This window comes from Paenibacillus marchantiophytorum, assembly GCF_014640555.1.
GTDB classification, from domain to species: Bacteria; Bacillota; Bacilli; order Paenibacillales; family NBRC-103111; genus Paenibacillus_E; species Paenibacillus_E marchantiophytorum.
The window spans coordinates 221,180-238,314 of record NZ_BMHE01000002.1 but is presented as its reverse complement, the minus strand read 5'-3'; the positions used below and the strand labels follow the sequence as shown (position 1 = coordinate 238,314).

Below are 17,135 nucleotides of genomic sequence, written 5' to 3'. Positions count from 1 at the left end.
TCGTCGTCTATACCTGCGTGAAAAATTGGTTCGGACGATAGATAACAATTTTCTTTTTGGAATAATCAATTAGTGCCTGATCTCGCCATTTATTAAGTGTTTCCGTGACCGTTTGCCTGCTGCAACCAATGACATAAGATATTTCCTCATGACTGAGCGGCACGTTAATCTCCAATTGTTCATTGGTTGGTTTGCCAAGCTGCATCAGGAACCAAGCCAATCGCCAAGCTACCGGACGACAAATCAGCGTCTCCACCATTTTCTGCGTCTGCAAAAGTCGCCTCGCGCCTAGCACCGCCAAGGAATAGGCAAATTCGGCATTCTCCTTGGCCAACTCCAGAAATTTACGGCTATCGAGCGTAATAATTTGACTGTCCACCAAGCATCTGGCATACCTTTTCCGGGGCATCTGGGTCAGGATTTCCGCATTACCGAAGATTTCACCCTCATAGCGAAGAAATAAGGTGATTCCCTGCCCCTCCTCGGAGGATTGGGATATTTTAATTAATCCGGCTTCCACATAATAGGCTCCGCTCGGCGCATCATTCTCTTGAAAAATATACTCATTCTTCTTATAGCTTTGAATCGTGCCATGTTGGCGAAAGGCTTCTACCATGCTTTCTTTGGTTGAATCTTGTTCTCTCTCCATCCGATGATTCCCCTTTTAACTTGTTCCTCATGAGCCCAACTTTAATGTTGAGTATTCCGATGAGTTATATATATATTATCACACGAAACTAGGTTAAAATGTCGGATACCCGACAAATCCGAAAAATAATTATCTGCTATCCGAATGTGAACGTTCTTTGAAAGCATTGATTTCATGGATGAAATACGTTATATTCTAAACTTGCGCGTTTATCATTTATCTAATTTTAGAAATCTTAACAAATAAATACATTCCAAATAATGAGGTGTCCCACGATGATAATGAACAAAACAGCAGCAGGCATCCTCCTGCTTACACTGATGGCAACTGGAGCAGCTTGCTCCTCCGAACCCAAAGCATCGACTTCAAGCCCAGCTCCGACCGCTGCAACAACCACTGCGCCGCAAGCAACCGCAGCTGCTCAAACTCAAGATGCGATCAACTTGAAAGGCTATATTGCCGCGAGAATCGCCCAAGAGAAAGCCGACTTCCTCTTCGCGGAAGCCAAGTCCAAAGATGGCAAACTAATCCTCAATCCTGTAGCAGCTGACAGCAAAGACAAAGCCGTCAAGTTCCTTACCAGCTACTACGATGCCACGATGGCCGATAAAGTAGCGACGCACTATTTGACAGATCAGAAAGCCGACAACGCCATTGTCACGAATACCCAGCCCTTCTTCCCAACCAACTTGCTGGCTACCAAAAAAGAAGACATCACCTATGATGCAGCCAATACGAAAGATCAAGTCAGCTTCACAACCAAAGATGGCGTCACCTTCACGACGAAAAAAGTGAACGATACATTTGTGCTCGCAGAGGCTGTGAAGAAATAAAAAAGAGACCCAGCCTGCGGCTTGGTTATCTACAAAAAAGAGACCCCGCTGCGGCTTGGTCGTCTCCAAAAAAGAGACCCCTCTGCGGCTTGGTTATCTCCAAAAAAGAGACCTCTCTGCGGCTTGGTTGGGTAATCCCCTAACGAACTCAATACCCTTTATTTGCTCAAAATCGCTCATTCTAAAAATCTAATGAATTCCAGACGCGCTATTCCAAGCAAACAAACACCTTTCCGCCTGAAATCTGCTCGATAGCGCCCATTCAGTTCATTAAATCTCCAAAGTAGCCATTTTTTCGTATATAAGCATCATACAGTTCATTAGATTGCCCTTTGAGGCCGAAAACCACTGTAGCGAAAAAGTCTACACGGTGGACGCTAAGCAAAAAAAGAGACCCACAGCAACGGGCTGCGGGTCTTAAAGTAATTCTATTTTAAAGGGGGTCGAGCTTTATTATAATCCTCTTTCATTAATGCCAGATGAAGAACATATTTCTTTTTGATTACAAATTAATTAATCTTATGACAGTTCTGCCCAGCCAGTCCACCACCGCAGGCAACCACAGACAAAAATCCCCATACAACCACCTGAACTCATGGATATGGATCACTTTAATCTTTCAAATTAATGTCTTCATAACCCCAACGTTCCAAAATCCATCTATTTGCTATAATATCCTCTTCCGTTAATCGGTCCAACTTCATTTTTGCAAGCAGTAAGAGCTCCGAGTGAGCTGAGTATTGAAAATCTTTATAGATCTCCTGGTTCTTTTTATGGAATACGTGGATTTGATCCGTAAGTTCGTCATATGGCAAAGTCCCTTGTTTCCATTCCACAAACGATTGATACAATGGCTCCAGCGCTTCTTCAGTTACAAATTGGTGGTAATCATCAAGAAGTTCACGTTCTTGCAGTCTTTTTTGTTTCAAACTTTGCTTGCTCTCCACCTAATTAACCTCCTTATTCTATATGCTCAACTATGTTCTCCAAGAACTCTTCCTCATTCCCAGTACTATCCACTCATTTAAAAAAAGTTAAGGTTAATTAATTTATTCGAGGTGATGATCTTAATTCCTCTCTAAACCGTGAGTCCAATAAATGGCGGCTAACACACCAGGAATCGCGGATTCCGCTCGTTTCCGGGGCGTTAAGCGTGTTTTTCATCGCTACGGAGGCCGTTTCGGCTGAGCGAGCCGCGTTAACGCTGTTTTTCGCGCTTAACGCGCCTAGAATCGCGAGTTCCGCTCTTTTCCGTGGCGTTAAGCGTGTTTTTCATCGCTACGGAGCCCGTTTCGGCTGAGCGAGCCAGGTTAACGCTGTTTTTCGCACTTAACGCGCCAAGAATCGCGAGTTCCGCTCATTTCCGGAACGTTAAGCGTGTTTTTCATCGCTACGGAGGCCGTTTCGGCTGAGCGAGCCGCGTTAACGCTGTTTTTCGTGCTTACCGCGCCAAGAATCGCGAGTTCCGCTCTTTTCCGGGGCGTTAAGCGTGTTTTTCATCGCTACGGAGGCCGTTTCGACTGAGCGAGCCGCGTTAACGCTGTTTTTCGCGCTTACCGCGCCAAGAATCGCGGGTTCCGCTCATTTCCGGAACGTTAAGCGTGTTTTCATCGCTACGGAGGCCGTTTCGGCCGAGCGAGCCGCGTTAACGCTGTTTTTCGCGCTTAACGCGCCCAAGATTCGCGGGTTCAGCTCTTTCCCGTCTTACCGCCCTTCTCTCCACAGCTCGAAAGCAGCGTGTACATTCCATACAAATAAGAGGCCATCTCCAGGGTTGAAAACCTGAAGACCAGCCTCATACTCATATTTTGTCACTGATAGCCTGTTAATTCGCCGTAATCCAAGTCACATTCTTGTCCGCCAAATGGGCCTCCCATTCTTTGGGTGCTGGAACGTCACTCACAATGATGTCCAGCACTTTGAGATCGGCAATCTTATAAAATTGTACAGAACCAAATTTGGATTGATCCGACAAGGCAATATTTTGCTTGGCATGCCTCATGAACTGCTGAGTCATCCGACCTTTACTTTCATCAAACCCCGTAATGCCTCGATCCAGCATCATGCCATCCACGGAAAGAAAGGCTTTATCGGCGTAGAAATGTTCAACCATCTGCTCGGCCAGTGAACCTGCTACACGGGAATGGACAGCATTTACTTTGCCGCCAAGGAAATAGATTTCTCCCGAAAACAGTTCTTTATTCTTATAATCGATAAGTAAATAGAGCACGGGAATCGATATGGTCAGAACGGTAAGGTTCTTTTTGTTCAACAAATAATCAATCATATGAAGGGTTGTTGTACCGTCGTCTATAAAGATAACATCATTGTCCTCGACGAGTGTCGCAGCCGCTCGGCCAATTTTGCGCTTCGCCTCGGCATGCAGCACTTCTCTCTTCAGATGGGAAGGCTCTTCCCGGGATAAATTAATTTTGACGGCGCCGCCGTAGACCCGCTTCAGTTTATTCTCCTCTTCGAGCTCCTCCAGATAACGCCGAATCGTTTCGGAAGACACATTCAATGTGTCGACCAAATCATTCGTCTTAACTTTGCCTTCCAAGTTCAGCTGGTTGAGAATGTAATCCTTGCGCTCTTCACCTATCAACGACATCTTGTGCTAGCCCCCTGTGTATATTTAGTTATTAACACTAATTATATGATCTTACTTAGGCATTTGCCAAGCAGCTGTGCGCTTTTTCACTTTATTCAAAATGAGTTCGTACACGAAACGCACAATAATGTTCGTAGCAACAATGAGCGTCGCCATCGCCGCAGCGGCGGCCACGTCCCCGGCGTCTTCCATATTCACTAATGCGACTGCGGCCAAATTCATATCAGCTGAACGCAAAAATACAACCGCTGAAACGGTAACCATCGAATTGACGAAGAAATACATAGCGATTTCCACGATCGCCGGCAACGACATGGGAACGGTAACTTTCAGAAATGTTTTGTAAAAAGGAACACGCATGGATTCCGAGACGAGTTCGAATTCTTTATCCAGCTTCTTGAGTGCGGTCGTAGCCGTAATGAAAGGAACGGAATAGAAGTGCGTGATATTGGCAAGCACTACAATCACCATGGTCCCATAAATCCAATTGAACGGATTACTAGGATTATTAAAGAAGAAAATATAAGCGAGTCCAATGACCATACCAGGGAGCGCAAGCGGAAGAATCGATAGAAAATAGCCGACTTGCCGCAGCCCGTTCATCGATCTTGACTTCTCAATCAGATAAGCGAACACGAACGTCATCATAGTGCCCACGATTGCCGTAATCAACGAGACTTGAAGGGAATTCCAAAATGGCTCTAAACCTGATCCCGCGACACTCGAGAAATCATAATGTTTGGTGCTGAACGTTAAATTATACGGCCAAACTTTAATCAGTGAGGCGAATACAATGGTAATCAAGGGTATCAAAATCGCCGATGAAATCATCCAGCACAGAACACGATACAGATTGTCCCTTACCCGTCCATCCGGCACACGATAAGGCATTGATTTGGATGATAGCATGTTACGCTGCTTCCTATCCACAATGCGGTCCACGACGAAGGCAATGACAGCAGGAATCGTTAGGAGAATGCCAACTGTTGCACCCATAGACAAGTTCTGCTGACCGATGACTTGTTTGTAAATATCTGTCGCCAGGACATTAAACTTGCCCCCGATCGCCTGAGGCGCCCCGAAATCTGTAAAACAAGCTGTAAAACAAACAAAAATCGCGCTGATTAATCCATATTTGACAGAAGGCAATGTCACCGTAAGGAATGTTTTGATTTTACTAGCGCCAAGCGTTTCTGCCGCTTCATACAACCGCTGATCAGCCATCGACAACGCTGTGATAAAGATAAGAAAAGCCTGGGGAAATACATATATGACCTCAGAGATGACAATCCCGATGGGTCCATAAATCTCGATGCGCAAACCTGGCAGGAGACCAAAGAATCCGTTCGTGATTACACCTTGATTTCCGAATAAATAGGTTAAAGCAATACCATGCATCATCGTTGGTTCAAAGAGCGGCAATAAAGCCACATAGTGAAAATAACTTTTGAAACGGATTGCTGTTCGGCTTATGCCATACGCATAGGCGAAAGCGAGAGTAACCGCGATAACAGTTGAAAGCACGGAAATCCAGATCGTATTCGTTAACGATTGAATGAGGGAAGGCGTTGAGAAGTAGTGTACAAAATTGGCGAATCCTATAAACTCTGCCTCTTTGTTGAGAAACGCTTTGCTGAACAAAAGAATCAATGGAATTAGTGTGCTCGTCGTTAAAATAAGAACAAGCAGCACAATCAAACCATTTTGCAATGTAATGAAAGATCCCAGGTTACGACGGTAAGGCGGATTCATGATGACTGTTCGCTTATCCATTAGGCACCTACCATCGCGTCCGATGAGAAGGAAATCATTTTCTCTTGCGGAAATTCAACCGATACCACCGTATGCTTCGCAAGCGCGAGATGTTGGGCAATATGTGCGGAGACATCAACGGTTAACAATACATCCTTATAAGCACTTCCGCTCCCAACCACAGGTTGAAGTTGCAATCGGTAGAACGCTCCCCTGAACTCAACATGCTTAACAACTGCGTGCATACCGCTTTGCGAGCCTGCTGCTGCTATCCTAATATGTTCTGGCCGAACAGCAAGATTCGTTTGCAGAGATGAGCCTGCTTGTTGCTCGTCTTTCAAGAAATTAATGGATCCAATAAAATCAGCAACAAACGGAGTATTAGGCTCATCATACACTTGCTCGGGCGTTCCGATTTGTACGACTTCGGCATTCTTCATCACGACAATTCGATCCGCCATCGTGAGCGCTTCCTCTTGATCATGCGTAACCATAACCGTTGTGATGCCCAGCTTCTCTTGCAATTCGCAGATTTGCTCCCTAAGCTTTACACGTACCTTAGCATCCAGAGCTGATAACGGCTCGTCCAAAAGAAGAAAATCCGGTGAAAGAACGATCGCGCGGGCCAAAGCAATTCGCTGCTGCTGCCCACCGGAAAGCTGTGCGGGATATCGATCATGGAGATGAAGCAGGTCGACTAAGGAGAGCCCTTCTTTGACCTTCTCGTCGATTTCCTTCTTCGACAATTTCTTGCCTTGAAGCCCATAAGCTACATTCTGATAGGCGGTCAAATTAGGAAATAAGGCATAGGATTGGAAAACCATCCCAAAGTTTCTTTTGGCTGGCGGCAGCTGGGTAATGTCTTTGCCTCCAACCGTAATACGCCCCTGAGTCGGCTTCTCCAATCCGGCAATAATGCGAAGCAGCGTGGTCTTCCCGCAGCCGCTCGGACCTAGCAGGCAAATGAATTCATTCTTCTGGATATCAATATTGATCTCTTTCAAAGCGCTGAAAGAGCCGAATGATTTGTTTACACCTTGAATGGACAGGTACGCTTGTGTCATCGTCAAGCAGCCTCCTTCTTCTGGATATGATAAGTATAAGCCTCGATTGTTATCGTTTTGTTAAGTTAAGCAAGAAAACGACTGGCTGCAAAGCTTGGTTCGCAGTCAGCCGTTTTATAGTTTTCGTGCTATTTCTTCGGTTCGCTTTTTGCGTTAAAGCGCTTGTCCCACTCGGCCAAAATACCATCGCGATTTTTCGCTGCATCATTTAAATCATTTTTGATTAATTGTTTGACTGGATCAACGGTATATCCATCCGGCACTTTGGCAGAATCTGTTTTAATCGCCAGAATGGCATAGTTCTTGTTGTATTCTTTCATGACATCATCCGTAATTGCCCAATCCAGGAAGTCTTTCGCGACTTGTTTAACAACTTTCTTCTTCATCAAGGCATTGGCTTCTACATCCCAACCGGAACCCTCTTTAGGGAATACGACTTCCACGGGGGAACCAGCTTTCTTCTCTTGAATGCCGCGGTATCCGAAGGAAATACCAATTGGATACTCGCCAGTACCTGCTAATTTAGCCGGTTTGGAACCGGAATGTACATACATCGCAATGTTGTCATGCAGTTTATTCATATAATCCCAAGCCGCATCTTTGCCTTTCAATTGAACGAGACCAGATACGGTTAGAAAGCCTGTACCAGATGAAGATGGATTCGGCATCGTAATCAGACCTTTGTATTCCGGCTTTGCCAGATCCTCATAAGATTGAGGAATCGCCAACTTGCGTTTCTCCATCTCTACTTTGTTGACAATAAAGGCCGTTTCCCAAGCATCGATACCAACCCAGTGGGTTACGGCATTCTTGTCTTTGAAATTCGGGAGAATACGATCCACACCTTTGGGCGCGTATGGCTCCAGCATCGTATTTTGATCAAGGACTAATAAGCTTGTTGCGGCCAATCCCCATACAACGTCTGCTTGTGTGTTATCTTTCTCGGCTAATAACTTAGCTGTAACGATCCCCGTTGAATCCCGAACAATATTTACTTTCACATCTGGATATTTGGCTTTAAAAGTCGTCAGGTACGTTTTGATTTGATCATCTTCCAGTGCTGTATAGACGGTTAAATCTTTGCTTTTCGTGTCTACCGTTGCTTCTACACTTGTACTTGCTACTGGCGCTGTGCTTGCTTTGGCACCTTCTGTACTTGTCGCTTTACCGCCACAAGCCGCTAGCGTGAATACAACCGTTAGCAGAGCTGCTGTACTTCCAATAGATCTTTTCATCGTTTCTCATCCCACTCCTTTAATGTGTATCAGTTGGTTCTTGCTTCCTGATAACTCGATTATAAGTTAGTTTTGTAAAATCAGTATTAAATGCACGTTAAGAAATTGTTTTTATATTTCTTTAGTTGGTTTTAAGTTGTTTTCCAAAATAACTGTTTTTCCATACCTGCTAACAAACGTTCAATATCCACAAGATGAACATCTCCGATGTTTCCAATTCGGAACGTAGCGGCAGCCGTTATTTTACCTGGATAGATGACAAAGCCCTCTTGTTTCATCCGCGAGTAAAACTCATCAAAAGAAAACACAGCTGAATCTGGATATAAGAAGGAAGTGATGATTGGCGACTGAAGATCGGTGGTCAGAAGCGTTTCGAATCCCATGCGCTGCATGCCTGCAACCAACGTCTCTTGATTGGTTTTATACCGCTCATATCTGCTGGCAACGCCGCCTTCTTCCTCTAATTCTTGCAAGGCTTGGTCAAAAGCACGAACGGTATGCGTCGGGGACGTAAAGCGCCATTTGCCATTCCCAAGTTCCATCGTTTCCCATTGATCGTAGAGATCCAGTGATAAGGAACGTGCAAGCCCTTTACACGTCAACAAAGCCGCTTTGCGCGCAAGAATGAAGCCAAAGCCAGGCACACCTTGAATACATTTATTAGCGCTGCTGATTAAATAATCAACATCAAGCTCTGCGATATCGATCGGAATTCCTCCAAAGGAGCTCATCGCATCTACAATAACCGTTTTGCCATAGGACTTGGCAATGCGTGCTACATCCGCAATCGGATTGATCATGCCTGTTGTCGTTTCAACATGCACCACAGCCACATGCGTGATGGAGGCATCGACCTTCAGAACTTCCTCGAGCTGCTTCGTACTCACAGGATTCGTTTCACCCGAATCTAGAACGATGGAGTAAATCCCCAGAATCCCTGCCATTTCTGCCATTCGCTTCCCATACGCACCATTGCTCAGAACAAGCAATTTACCGTCGCGGGGAATAACAGAACCAATGACGGACTCTACACAAAATGAGCCGCTGCCTTGCATAAGCACTGTTGTATAATCATCTGGCTTACTGGAAGCCATGGTCACAAGACGACTGCGGATAGACTGTACTAGTTGATTATAATCTTGATCCCATGTACACCAGTCGCGCAGCATGGCTGCCTTTACTTTTTTACTAGTCGAAAGGGGACCTGGGGTTAACAGCAAGTACGGATTATCGGGGAGTTGATTCAAATTAATCATCATGGACGGTCTCCTTTAAGTAGTCTCTCGTTAATAAGCGGAAGTAGAGTATCCAGTTCTCCAATGGTATCTATCACATAGTGAGCCCCATGCGCTCGGAATGTCTCAGCCACTGCAGCCATACGCATAAGCAGCTGTTGAGGATCACAAGCGGCAACTTCTTCCTCGCTCATGCCCAGTTCACTGCCCCCTTGGATAACACCTACCGTCCACGCCCTGGCGTTAACACCCTCCTGAATATCACTGACGGTGTCCCCAACTTTGATCATGTTATACGTAGGATACACATTCAACGCTGCTGCATTCTCATACATCATCCATGGATAAGGCCTGCCTGCCGGCACATCATTCGGTGTAACAACATGATCTGGCGCATACCCTCTCTTCTTAGCTTCGACGGTGACAATTGCCATCATCTCGGCCGTATAGCCTGTCGTTGAGCCTATTCGGATACCTGCTTGGCGCAATCGGTCTACAAGTGCGAGAGAGCCGGAAATTGGCTCCGCATATTCATGTACAACGGCTAACATCATCGGTTCGAAATCCGCATAAAGTTCATCTATATCCATTTCCTGTGGAAGCTGGCCATAACGCGCTAGCCACAACCCAGCTACGCGTTCCATACGTAAGATTTCACGAATATGATCCCGCTTGAGCAGCCCCATTGGCGCCCTTGCTTCTTCGATTGTAATCGCGATCTCTTTCCTCCGAAAAACTTCCATGAAAACATTTAAAGGCGCAAAGCAACCATAATCTACCATTGTTCCTGCCCAATCAAAAATAACTGCTTGAATCATCATGAATCCTCCTGTTTGACTGATTTGCCTATGCACGCTTAACTTGCTTACCACTAAATTTATCTTATAAAAGAAATGTAATCGCAGGATTAAAACCATGTAAATTTTGTGCGTTTATATTCTTTTAATTTGTTTTAATTGTTTTACAGGTGTTAATTTACATAATTTTTACTGCTTTTCTATTAAAACTTGTTGACTTCCTTTTGTTTTTCAAGCAAATTAGGAATACTACACATGAGAGGAACAACCTGTATGGAACCCATCAAAGCCATTATTTTCGATCTAGACAATACGTTACTCTGGGATGAGCAAAGCATTCAAGAAGCCTTTCAAGCTACCTGCCTGTTAGCCAACGAAAGGGTGGGCGTGGATGCCCTTACTCTTGAAAATGCCGTTCACGAAATTTCCGAGCAATTGTTCGCTCAAATGACCTGTTATGAATTTGCCAAAATGATTGAAGTCACACATTTGGAAGCACTGTGGGGACGCTTTGATGCCAGCCAGCATCCAACTTTCAGGGAACTGGAAGAGCTTGCTCCTCTCTACCAGAGAAATGTCTGGACACAAGGCTTGCTCCAACAAGGTATCGATGATCCAGCATTAGGACAAGAGCTTGCGGGGCGCTTCGCTCAAGAGCGCAGAGAGCGTCCACTGGTGTACGAGGCTACTTTCGAGGTGCTGGATGCTTTGCATCCAAACTACAAACTCCTGCTGCTTACCAATGGAGCGCCTGACTTACAGCAGGAGAAAGTAGATAGTATTCCTGGGCTAGCGGATTATTTCGATCATATCCTCATTTCAGGCACGTTTGGTCAAGGAAAACCTGCGCCTGCTATTTTCGAACATGCCCTGAAGCTGCTGAATGTCACTTCAGCAGAAGCGCTGATGGTCGGTGATAATTTGAACACAGATATTATTGGCGCTTTGCAGACAGGCGTGCGCAGCGTTTGGATCAATCATCATCAACGGATAGCGCCTGCTCACCAAAATCCGACTCATGAAATTGCTTCCTTGCGTGAATTGCTAGCCATCCTTCAGCCTTAGCAGATGAGGCTTAGTAAACAAAAAAAGAGCAGCCTTCCAAGTAGATAAATCTACATAGGAGACTGCTCTTTCCCTTTTATACAACTACATTCAATTCCTTGTCCGTAGCCAACCCATCATGCAAGGCTTGCTGGCGAAGGACCAAGTATAGTTCTGCTTTGGTCGCATTGTAGTATGGCATTACGAACAATACACCGATGCCCAAAGCCAGCATGCCGAGTAAGTACCAGCCAATGAACGAAACATCCAGAACGAACATCTTCCATTTGTGACCTTTCATCATCTGATTGCTTAACTGTACGGCTCTTTTCGTACCAATCTGAGGATTATCGCCAAGCAGATAGGGAACCATTTCGTACGCATACGTCTTTACAATTCCCGGAATGATGAGCAGCAAGTACCACAGAAAGGTAAGGAAGTTTTTCCACAGCATCGCTTTGACGACAGCCAGATAGTTCCCTTTGCTAAACGAATAAATAAGGTAATTCATATTGACATCGCTCTGCGCGGCCTGTTTAAAATACTGCTTTACCCCCACTTCGAATGGAGCCACTACAAAAATCTGAAAAGCTATACTCAATAATCCAATAATAAGTGCCAAAACGATAAAGCCAATAATCACCATTGCCAGTACGGAGCTCTCCGCGACATCGCTCCATGACTCAGTAATGCCCGGCACACTTAAAGATTTACCGCCACTTGAATTAAACGAGCAGCTGGAAACGCCACCACTAAGTACAGCTAGAACTAAGCTGACCAGAAATGCTTTCCAGTACGTTGTTCGAAGTACATCCTTTGCCCGCGTTTTTAGCTCTTTACGAGTCCAATACACCTAATATCCCCCTTAGCAATAACATAATCACTATCTATCGTACTGCACTAAGGAAAATATTAGAAGTCCTTATCTACTTTAAATAATTTTAAAATCAGGCTTCACTTTCGTGAAATTTGGATTCTCTCCGCTGACCATTAATCCCATTCCCCAATCAAAATGCGTATTTTCTGTCGGAAAATCACTTGCTTCCCGATATTGGAATAGAACGTTCCTTCTTGTTCTTGTACTTCGATTGACCTCAGAACCATGAATCGTCAAATAATTAAAAAATAACACGTCCCCTGCTTCAGCAACACACGGCGTCCCTTCTGTAATCGGATATTCCTTATGATTCAAAAAATAAGAACCGACGTGCGGCAGGGACCCTACCTGATGCGAACCCGAAATGACGCGTAAACATCCGTTCTCCTCATCTGCATGATCCAGATGCACACTTGCCGCGAGCATCGTATGCTTCTCATGCGGAAAGTAAGGATAATCTTGATGCATCGGGAACGCAGCGCCGTTTTCCGGTGGTTTTACCAACATCTTGGAATGGTGCAATTGGACATTAGGTCCGATAATCTGCGTCAGCACAGCGGTCATGTTCGGATGAATGACGGCTCGCATGAAGGACGCATCATGATAATGAACATCATGAAAACCTTTTAAGACAAGCTTCTTCAGCTCTTGAGGAGGCAGGAAGTCCCCTTGCCATGCTGAATTATAATCGGCTTTTGACTGCACAGCACGTAAAATGATTCCTTCTACGGCTTTTCTCATCTCTTCCACCTCTTGTTGATTAAATACACCTTTCACTAGCAAGTAGCCATTATCTTTATAAAATTGTACATCTTTCGGTGTGATCATAACCCTTTCCTCCCTCATCCTGATTGCTTATAACGCGCTTTCACATTTATAATTATAGGGAATTGGCAGTCTGCCGTCTTTCTCACCAAAGGACGAGTTTTTGTAAAATAAGGACATTATCAAAGAAGGAAGATAGCTATGTATCGTTGGAAAGAAACGGCTTCCATGTTGAATGAAACGGCTGCGCTCCTAACTGGCTCTGACGCTTGTTTCAACATTCAATATTGGGGTGTGGATGAGTGTTTGCTCGAAAATCAACCTCATAAACACTCCTTCTTTGAAGTTTGCTACATTCTCGGCGGGGAAGGTGAGTACACGGATGCGGACCAACATTTTGCCTTGCAAGCGGGTACTCTCTTTTGTTCAAGGCCAGGCATCCAACATCAAATTCGTACACAGCTAGGACTCTCCATTGTTTTTGTAGCATTTGAATTGGATGAATCACAAAGTAAAGAGGCCATGGGAGAGGCTTACCGCCATCTAACGGATCATGCCGAGGTCTGCATCCACGAGGGCAATGATCATCCTACAGCCCTGTTATGGAAGTCTCTTCTCCTGCGGAATGATAGGAACAGCCTGCCTTCTTCTGCTGTTAGTTCCACTGCCTATGCGCTGTTGATCTCTTTCCTAGGCTTATTTGGCAGGGAATATCGCACACCTTTCACTGCTCGCAAAAATACGAGTATGCTTTTACAACGAGCTAAATTATACATCCGCGACAATTTATCGCAGCCTCTGCATCTAGGTCATGTCGCCAATTATCTCAACGTGTCTGAGCGTCATCTCTCCCGCTTGTTTTCAGCAGGCATCCATGAAACCTATACCGATTTCATTCGCAGCGAACGGGTACGGCAAGCAGCCCACTTGCTGCTGACAAGTGAGCTTTCCATTAAAGAAATTGCCGAAAGGACCGGGTTTTCTTCTGTTCATTATTTTTCTCGGACTTTTATGGAAGAAAAAAAGCTGCCACCTGGCAAGTTCCGTCAACAGGAATGGCAAGGAAGATCATTATGACATAGTTAAACACATAGAAAAACAGAAAAACCCCTTTCCTATGAGAGAAATCTCATCAAAGAAAGGGGATTATTTATTTCCTAGGAAATAGTCTAAGCCCGTCTAAATTAGTCGAAATAGACCGCTTTACCTGTTTTAGCTGATTCATAGATCGCTTCCAAAATCTCTGAAACGACACAAGCTTGCTCCGGTGTAACTACCGGATCTGTATCATTCTCAATCGCGTCGATCCATAGTCGCATTTCCAAATCCGATGGCTGCTCAGCTTTGCCATCATAGAAAGCAACGCCTCCAGCTTGCAGTTCAACTTCTGTCGTGAACAAGCGGCTGTGTTTCTCGCCATTGATGTGCAAGCCATTCTTCATGTCAGCGCCGCCCTCTGTTCCGCTAAGCGTACATTTGGCCTCATCCACTTCTAGCGTGTTCAATGCCCAACTGGATTCAAGAATAATCGTTGCGCCATTCTTCATTGTGATCATACCGAAAGCAGAGTCTTCCACTGTGAACTTGGAGGGATCCCAAGGGCCCCATGCATTCGCTGCGTTTTCACGTTGCGATAATTTATGATAAGACGTACCCAGAACGACTTTAGGCTCGTAGTTATTCATCATCCACAAGGTAAGATCCAACGCATGCGTACCGATATCGATTAATGGGCCACCGCCTTGCTTCTCTTCATCAAGGAATACTCCCCAAGTTGGAACAGCGCGGCGACGAATCGCATGGGCTTTAGCGAAGTAAATCTCACCAAGTTCGCCATCAGCGCAAACTTGATACAAGTGCTGGCTATCCGTACGGAAACGGTTATTATAGCCTACCGTCAACTTTTTGCCTGTACGTTTAGCCGCTTCTACCATTCTGCGTGCATCAGCCGCTGTTTTGGCCATCGGTTTTTCGGACATAACATGCTTACCCGCTTCCAGTGCAGCAATCGTAATTTCTGCATGGGAATCATTAGGCGTACAGACATGAACGATATCAATCGAGCTATCTTTCAATACTTCACGATAATCTTCGTATACACGTGCTTCGCCTTTTCCGTACTTCTCAGCGGCTTCTTGCGCTTTCTCGGAAATGATATCGCAGAAAGCGACCATTTCTACATTGTTAAGCTTGCTTAAACTCGGCATGTGCTTGCCATTGGCAATACCCCCACAGCCAATAATGGCAATCCGATACGTTTTGGACATGATGATCCTCCTAATGTAATACTTCGTTCCTTTTCACATCATCTTATAACTAGTACTATATAAGAGTATACCAAAAATCAGTAAAAATAATATTTCTGATCTGGTGAAAAATGTATCCGATTGTGCCATGATGGAGGACAACACATGTTGATTAACGAGATTTCCCGTAAGCTAGGGATCACACCCAGGGCTATTCGATTCTATGAACAGAAAGGGCTGCTCGCCCCGACCAAACAGAAGGAGAATGGCTACCGGATTTACACGGATCACGATGCCTGGCGTCTGCAGACGATCATCTCCCTGCGAGAGGTGGGAATGGCACTGGAAGATATACGTCTAACCTTGGCGAAAACTGATTTGAACCGACAAGAAGAAGTCCTTAACGCGCTGCACTTACAGCGCTCCATGCTGTTCCAGCAATGGTCAGAAATGAAGCAAATCATTGCAACAATGGATCAGATGATCGAAGCCGCCGATAGCAGTGATCAGCTGCCTACCGAGCTGTTATATGAACTAGCCAAACATAATAAAGAACTCAGAGAGCTGCGGTCCAGCTGGAGGGATCATTGGGATTTCGACCATAAAGCTTCACAATTCGATGAGCTGCTGCTCTCCGTCCCTGCCTCAGAAATGAAAGATGTAAATTCAGCAATTGCTGTTATGAATCCGCTTATGACAACAGCCTATGATGCAGCTCAAAGCAAAATTGTCGAGCTGATAGCTCCTTATGCTGGCCGCAAAGGTCTTGATATTGGAACGGGTACAGGCAACTTAGCAGGCAAGCTGCAGCAAGCAGGCTTAACTATGGCAGCAATCGACCAATCGCAGCAAATGCTCAAGCTTTGCGCGGCTAAATTTGCAGACATCCAGCTTAAACTCGGGAATGTGCTCGCTATTCCGTACATGGATGCTGAATTTGACGTCGTCGTCAGTTCGTTTGCTCTCCATCATCTCACCGAGCCCCAAAGGGAGCTCGCATGGCGAGAGATGCTGCGTGTATTAAAACCTGGAGGCATCATCTGCCTTACCGACTATATGCTTGAAGCTCCTGAGAGCGAAGAGATTTTCCTCCGTAATCTGATCTCCTCCCAAGCGGCTCAACTGCCGATGATGCATGAACAGGTTGAGCTCTACATGGTTCATTCAGAGCTGATGGCATGGCTGCAGCAGCATGCGATGGATGCCACTACACAGCAAGTTGGCCAAGATGTCTACGTCATCACGGCACAAAAATGAGCCTGGGTCGCTGTTTGATCAGCACCCTAGGCTCATTATTTTTTCACCATACTTGCGACCAGTTTGTAACCCACTCCACGGATAGAATCGATCTGGACCGACTGTTGATTCATTTCCAGCTTCTTGCGAAGCGAACTCACATGCACGTCTACGGTTCTCTGACCGCCAATGTAATCGAAACCCCATACGATATTCATCAAATCGTCTCTCGTTACGACTACCCCTGGACGCTGCACGAGATAGAGCAAAACTTCAAATTCCTTGGGTCTCAGAGGAATGGACTCCCCCTTCAGCACCACTTCGTACTTCTCCGGATAGATGAACAATTCACCGGCTTGAATCACTTTCTCATTGGATTTCAATTTATCCGCAGCTGCTTCCTCAGACTGGGTTCTTCGCAGCACCGCAGAAACTCGAGCCAGCAATTCCGCCACTCCGAAGGGCTTCGTTATATAGTCATCAGCGCCATGTTTAAGGCCTTGTACCACTTCATCTTCTGCGTTGCGTGCCGTTAGAATGATAACGGGTGTGCTGTTTCCCTTTTGCCTTAGTTTCGCTAATACTTCGAATCCGTTCAGTCCTGGCAGCATAATATCCAAAATGATTAAATCATAGGACTGCTGCATCGCTTCTTGAAGCCCGTCGCCACCATGATCGACTACCTTCGTATGATACCCTTCCTGGGAAAGGTTGTACGAAAGCAATCGGGCCAAAGTCGGCTCGTCTTCAATGACTAGTATGTTTTGTGCCATGGGATCCCCCGCATTTAC

16 protein-coding genes are annotated in these 17,135 nt (G+C 45.4%); 4 read left to right on the top strand and 12 right to left on the bottom strand.

What is annotated here, in order from left to right; all coding sequences use genetic code 11:
- Positions 1-7 precede the first annotated feature (7 nt).
- Positions 8-649 (bottom strand): Crp/Fnr family transcriptional regulator, encoded by a 642-nt coding sequence (locus tag IEY34_RS03485; protein ID WP_189007653.1) that lies wholly within the window; start codon positions 647-649, stop codon positions 8-10.
- A gap of 275 nt (positions 650-924) precedes the next feature.
- On the opposite strand from IEY34_RS03485, the gene IEY34_RS03480 reads away from it, so the two are divergent.
- On the top strand, positions 925-1,482 hold the full coding sequence (locus IEY34_RS03480; protein ID WP_189007650.1) for a hypothetical protein: 558 nt from the start codon (positions 925-927) through the stop codon (positions 1,480-1,482).
- A 611-nt stretch (positions 1,483-2,093) separates the two neighbouring features.
- On the opposite strand, the gene IEY34_RS03475 is transcribed toward IEY34_RS03480, so the two are convergent.
- From IEY34_RS03475 to phnX, 7 genes are all read right to left on the bottom strand, one after another.
- On the bottom strand, positions 2,094-2,429 hold the full coding sequence (locus tag IEY34_RS03475; RefSeq protein WP_189007648.1) for a hypothetical protein: 336 nt from the start codon (positions 2,427-2,429) through the stop codon (positions 2,094-2,096).
- A gap of 878 nt (positions 2,430-3,307) precedes the next feature.
- On the bottom strand, positions 3,308-4,093 hold the full coding sequence (locus tag IEY34_RS03470) for a DeoR/GlpR family DNA-binding transcription regulator (RefSeq protein ID WP_189007646.1): 786 nt from the start codon (positions 4,091-4,093) through the stop codon (positions 3,308-3,310).
- Positions 4,094-4,144: 51 nt separating this feature from the next.
- Entirely contained in the window at positions 4,145-5,866 is a 1,722-nt protein-coding gene (locus IEY34_RS03465) for a putative 2-aminoethylphosphonate ABC transporter permease subunit (protein ID WP_189007644.1), read from the bottom strand.
- Entirely contained in the window at positions 5,866-6,909 is a 1,044-nt protein-coding gene (locus IEY34_RS03460) for a putative 2-aminoethylphosphonate ABC transporter ATP-binding protein (RefSeq protein WP_189007642.1), read from the bottom strand. The genes IEY34_RS03465 and IEY34_RS03460 overlap by 1 nt, the downstream gene beginning before the upstream one ends.
- A 128-nt stretch (positions 6,910-7,037) precedes the next feature.
- Positions 7,038-8,144 carry a putative 2-aminoethylphosphonate ABC transporter substrate-binding protein gene (locus IEY34_RS03455; RefSeq protein ID WP_189007640.1) on the bottom strand — a complete coding sequence of 369 codons (1,107 nt, stop codon included), beginning with the start codon at positions 8,142-8,144 and terminating at the stop codon, positions 7,038-7,040.
- Positions 8,145-8,275: 131 nt separating this feature from the next.
- Positions 8,276-9,400: a 2-aminoethylphosphonate--pyruvate transaminase gene (gene phnW / locus IEY34_RS03450; RefSeq protein WP_229757457.1), complete on the bottom strand. Its 1,125-nt coding sequence runs from the start codon at positions 9,398-9,400 to the stop codon at positions 8,276-8,278.
- A complete protein-coding gene (phnX, locus tag IEY34_RS03445) occupies positions 9,400-10,197 on the bottom strand; it encodes a phosphonoacetaldehyde hydrolase (RefSeq protein WP_308422976.1) in 798 nt (265 codons plus the stop codon). The genes phnW and phnX overlap by 1 nt, the downstream gene beginning before the upstream one ends.
- Before the next feature lie 252 nt (positions 10,198-10,449).
- On the opposite strand from phnX, the gene IEY34_RS03440 reads away from it, so the two are divergent.
- Positions 10,450-11,241, top strand: coding sequence for an HAD family hydrolase (locus IEY34_RS03440; RefSeq protein WP_189007633.1), 792 nt, complete (start codon positions 10,450-10,452; stop codon positions 11,239-11,241).
- A gap of 76 nt (positions 11,242-11,317) precedes the next feature.
- On the opposite strand, the gene IEY34_RS03435 is transcribed toward IEY34_RS03440, so the two are convergent.
- Together IEY34_RS03435 and IEY34_RS03430 are read right to left on the bottom strand one after the other, a co-directional pair.
- Positions 11,318-12,073: a DUF975 family protein gene (locus IEY34_RS03435; RefSeq protein WP_189007630.1), complete on the bottom strand. Its 756-nt coding sequence runs from the start codon at positions 12,071-12,073 to the stop codon at positions 11,318-11,320.
- A gap of 78 nt (positions 12,074-12,151) precedes the next feature.
- The gene (locus IEY34_RS03430) at positions 12,152-12,925 is read right to left on the bottom strand and encodes a phytanoyl-CoA dioxygenase family protein (protein WP_189007627.1); all 774 of its coding nucleotides are present in this window, start codon (positions 12,923-12,925) and stop codon (positions 12,152-12,154) included.
- A gap of 138 nt (positions 12,926-13,063) precedes the next feature.
- Here IEY34_RS03430 and IEY34_RS03425 point away from each other — a divergent pair, with 138 nt between their 5' ends.
- A complete protein-coding gene (locus IEY34_RS03425) occupies positions 13,064-13,939 on the top strand; it encodes an AraC family transcriptional regulator (protein WP_189007624.1) in 876 nt (291 codons plus the stop codon).
- Positions 13,940-14,046: 107 nt separating this feature from the next.
- Here IEY34_RS03425 and IEY34_RS03420 read toward each other — a convergent pair whose 3' ends face one another.
- Entirely contained in the window at positions 14,047-15,129 is a 1,083-nt protein-coding gene (locus tag IEY34_RS03420) for a Gfo/Idh/MocA family protein (RefSeq protein WP_189007622.1), read from the bottom strand.
- Between the two features lie 144 nt (positions 15,130-15,273).
- Between IEY34_RS03420 and IEY34_RS03415 the strand changes: the two genes are divergently transcribed.
- The gene (locus IEY34_RS03415; RefSeq protein ID WP_189007619.1) at positions 15,274-16,365 is read left to right on the top strand and encodes a MerR family transcriptional regulator; all 1,092 of its coding nucleotides are present in this window, start codon (positions 15,274-15,276) and stop codon (positions 16,363-16,365) included.
- Between the two features lie 35 nt (positions 16,366-16,400).
- Here the strand turns inward: IEY34_RS03415 and IEY34_RS03410 are convergent, their stop codons facing one another.
- On the bottom strand, positions 16,401-17,117 hold the full coding sequence (locus tag IEY34_RS03410) for a response regulator transcription factor (protein WP_189007616.1): 717 nt from the start codon (positions 17,115-17,117) through the stop codon (positions 16,401-16,403).
- Positions 17,118-17,135 lie beyond the last annotated feature (18 nt).

Excerpts from the sequence above, each read along its gene's own strand:
- IEY34_RS03485 (WP_189007653.1), bottom strand. The coding sequence starts at position 649 with ATGGAGAGAGAACAAGATTCAACCAAAGAAAGCATGGTAGAAGCCTTT.
- IEY34_RS03480 (WP_189007650.1), top strand. The coding sequence starts at position 925 with ATGATAATGAACAAAACAGCAGCAGGCATCCTCCTGCTTACACTGATG.
- IEY34_RS03470 (WP_189007646.1), bottom strand. The coding sequence starts at position 4,093 with ATGTCGTTGATAGGTGAAGAGCGCAAGGATTACATTCTCAACCAGCTG.
- IEY34_RS03465 (WP_189007644.1), bottom strand. The coding sequence starts at position 5,866 with ATGGATAAGCGAACAGTCATCATGAATCCGCCTTACCGTCGTAACCTG.
- IEY34_RS03460 (WP_189007642.1), bottom strand. The coding sequence starts at position 6,909 with ATGACACAAGCGTACCTGTCCATTCAAGGTGTAAACAAATCATTCGGC.
- IEY34_RS03455 (WP_189007640.1), bottom strand. The coding sequence starts at position 8,144 with ATGAAAAGATCTATTGGAAGTACAGCAGCTCTGCTAACGGTTGTATTC.
- phnW (WP_229757457.1), bottom strand. The coding sequence starts at position 9,400 with ATGATTAATTTGAATCAACTCCCCGATAATCCGTACTTGCTGTTAACC.
- phnX (WP_308422976.1), bottom strand. The coding sequence starts at position 10,197 with ATGATTCAAGCAGTTATTTTTGATTGGGCAGGAACAATGGTAGATTAT.
- IEY34_RS03440 (WP_189007633.1), top strand. The coding sequence starts at position 10,450 with ATGGAACCCATCAAAGCCATTATTTTCGATCTAGACAATACGTTACTC.
- IEY34_RS03430 (WP_189007627.1), bottom strand. The coding sequence starts at position 12,925 with ATGATCACACCGAAAGATGTACAATTTTATAAAGATAATGGCTACTTG.
- IEY34_RS03425 (WP_189007624.1), top strand. The coding sequence starts at position 13,064 with ATGTATCGTTGGAAAGAAACGGCTTCCATGTTGAATGAAACGGCTGCG.
- IEY34_RS03420 (WP_189007622.1), bottom strand. The coding sequence starts at position 15,129 with ATGTCCAAAACGTATCGGATTGCCATTATTGGCTGTGGGGGTATTGCC.
- IEY34_RS03415 (WP_189007619.1), top strand. The coding sequence starts at position 15,274 with ATGTTGATTAACGAGATTTCCCGTAAGCTAGGGATCACACCCAGGGCT.
- IEY34_RS03410 (WP_189007616.1), bottom strand. The coding sequence starts at position 17,117 with ATGGCACAAAACATACTAGTCATTGAAGACGAGCCGACTTTGGCCCGA.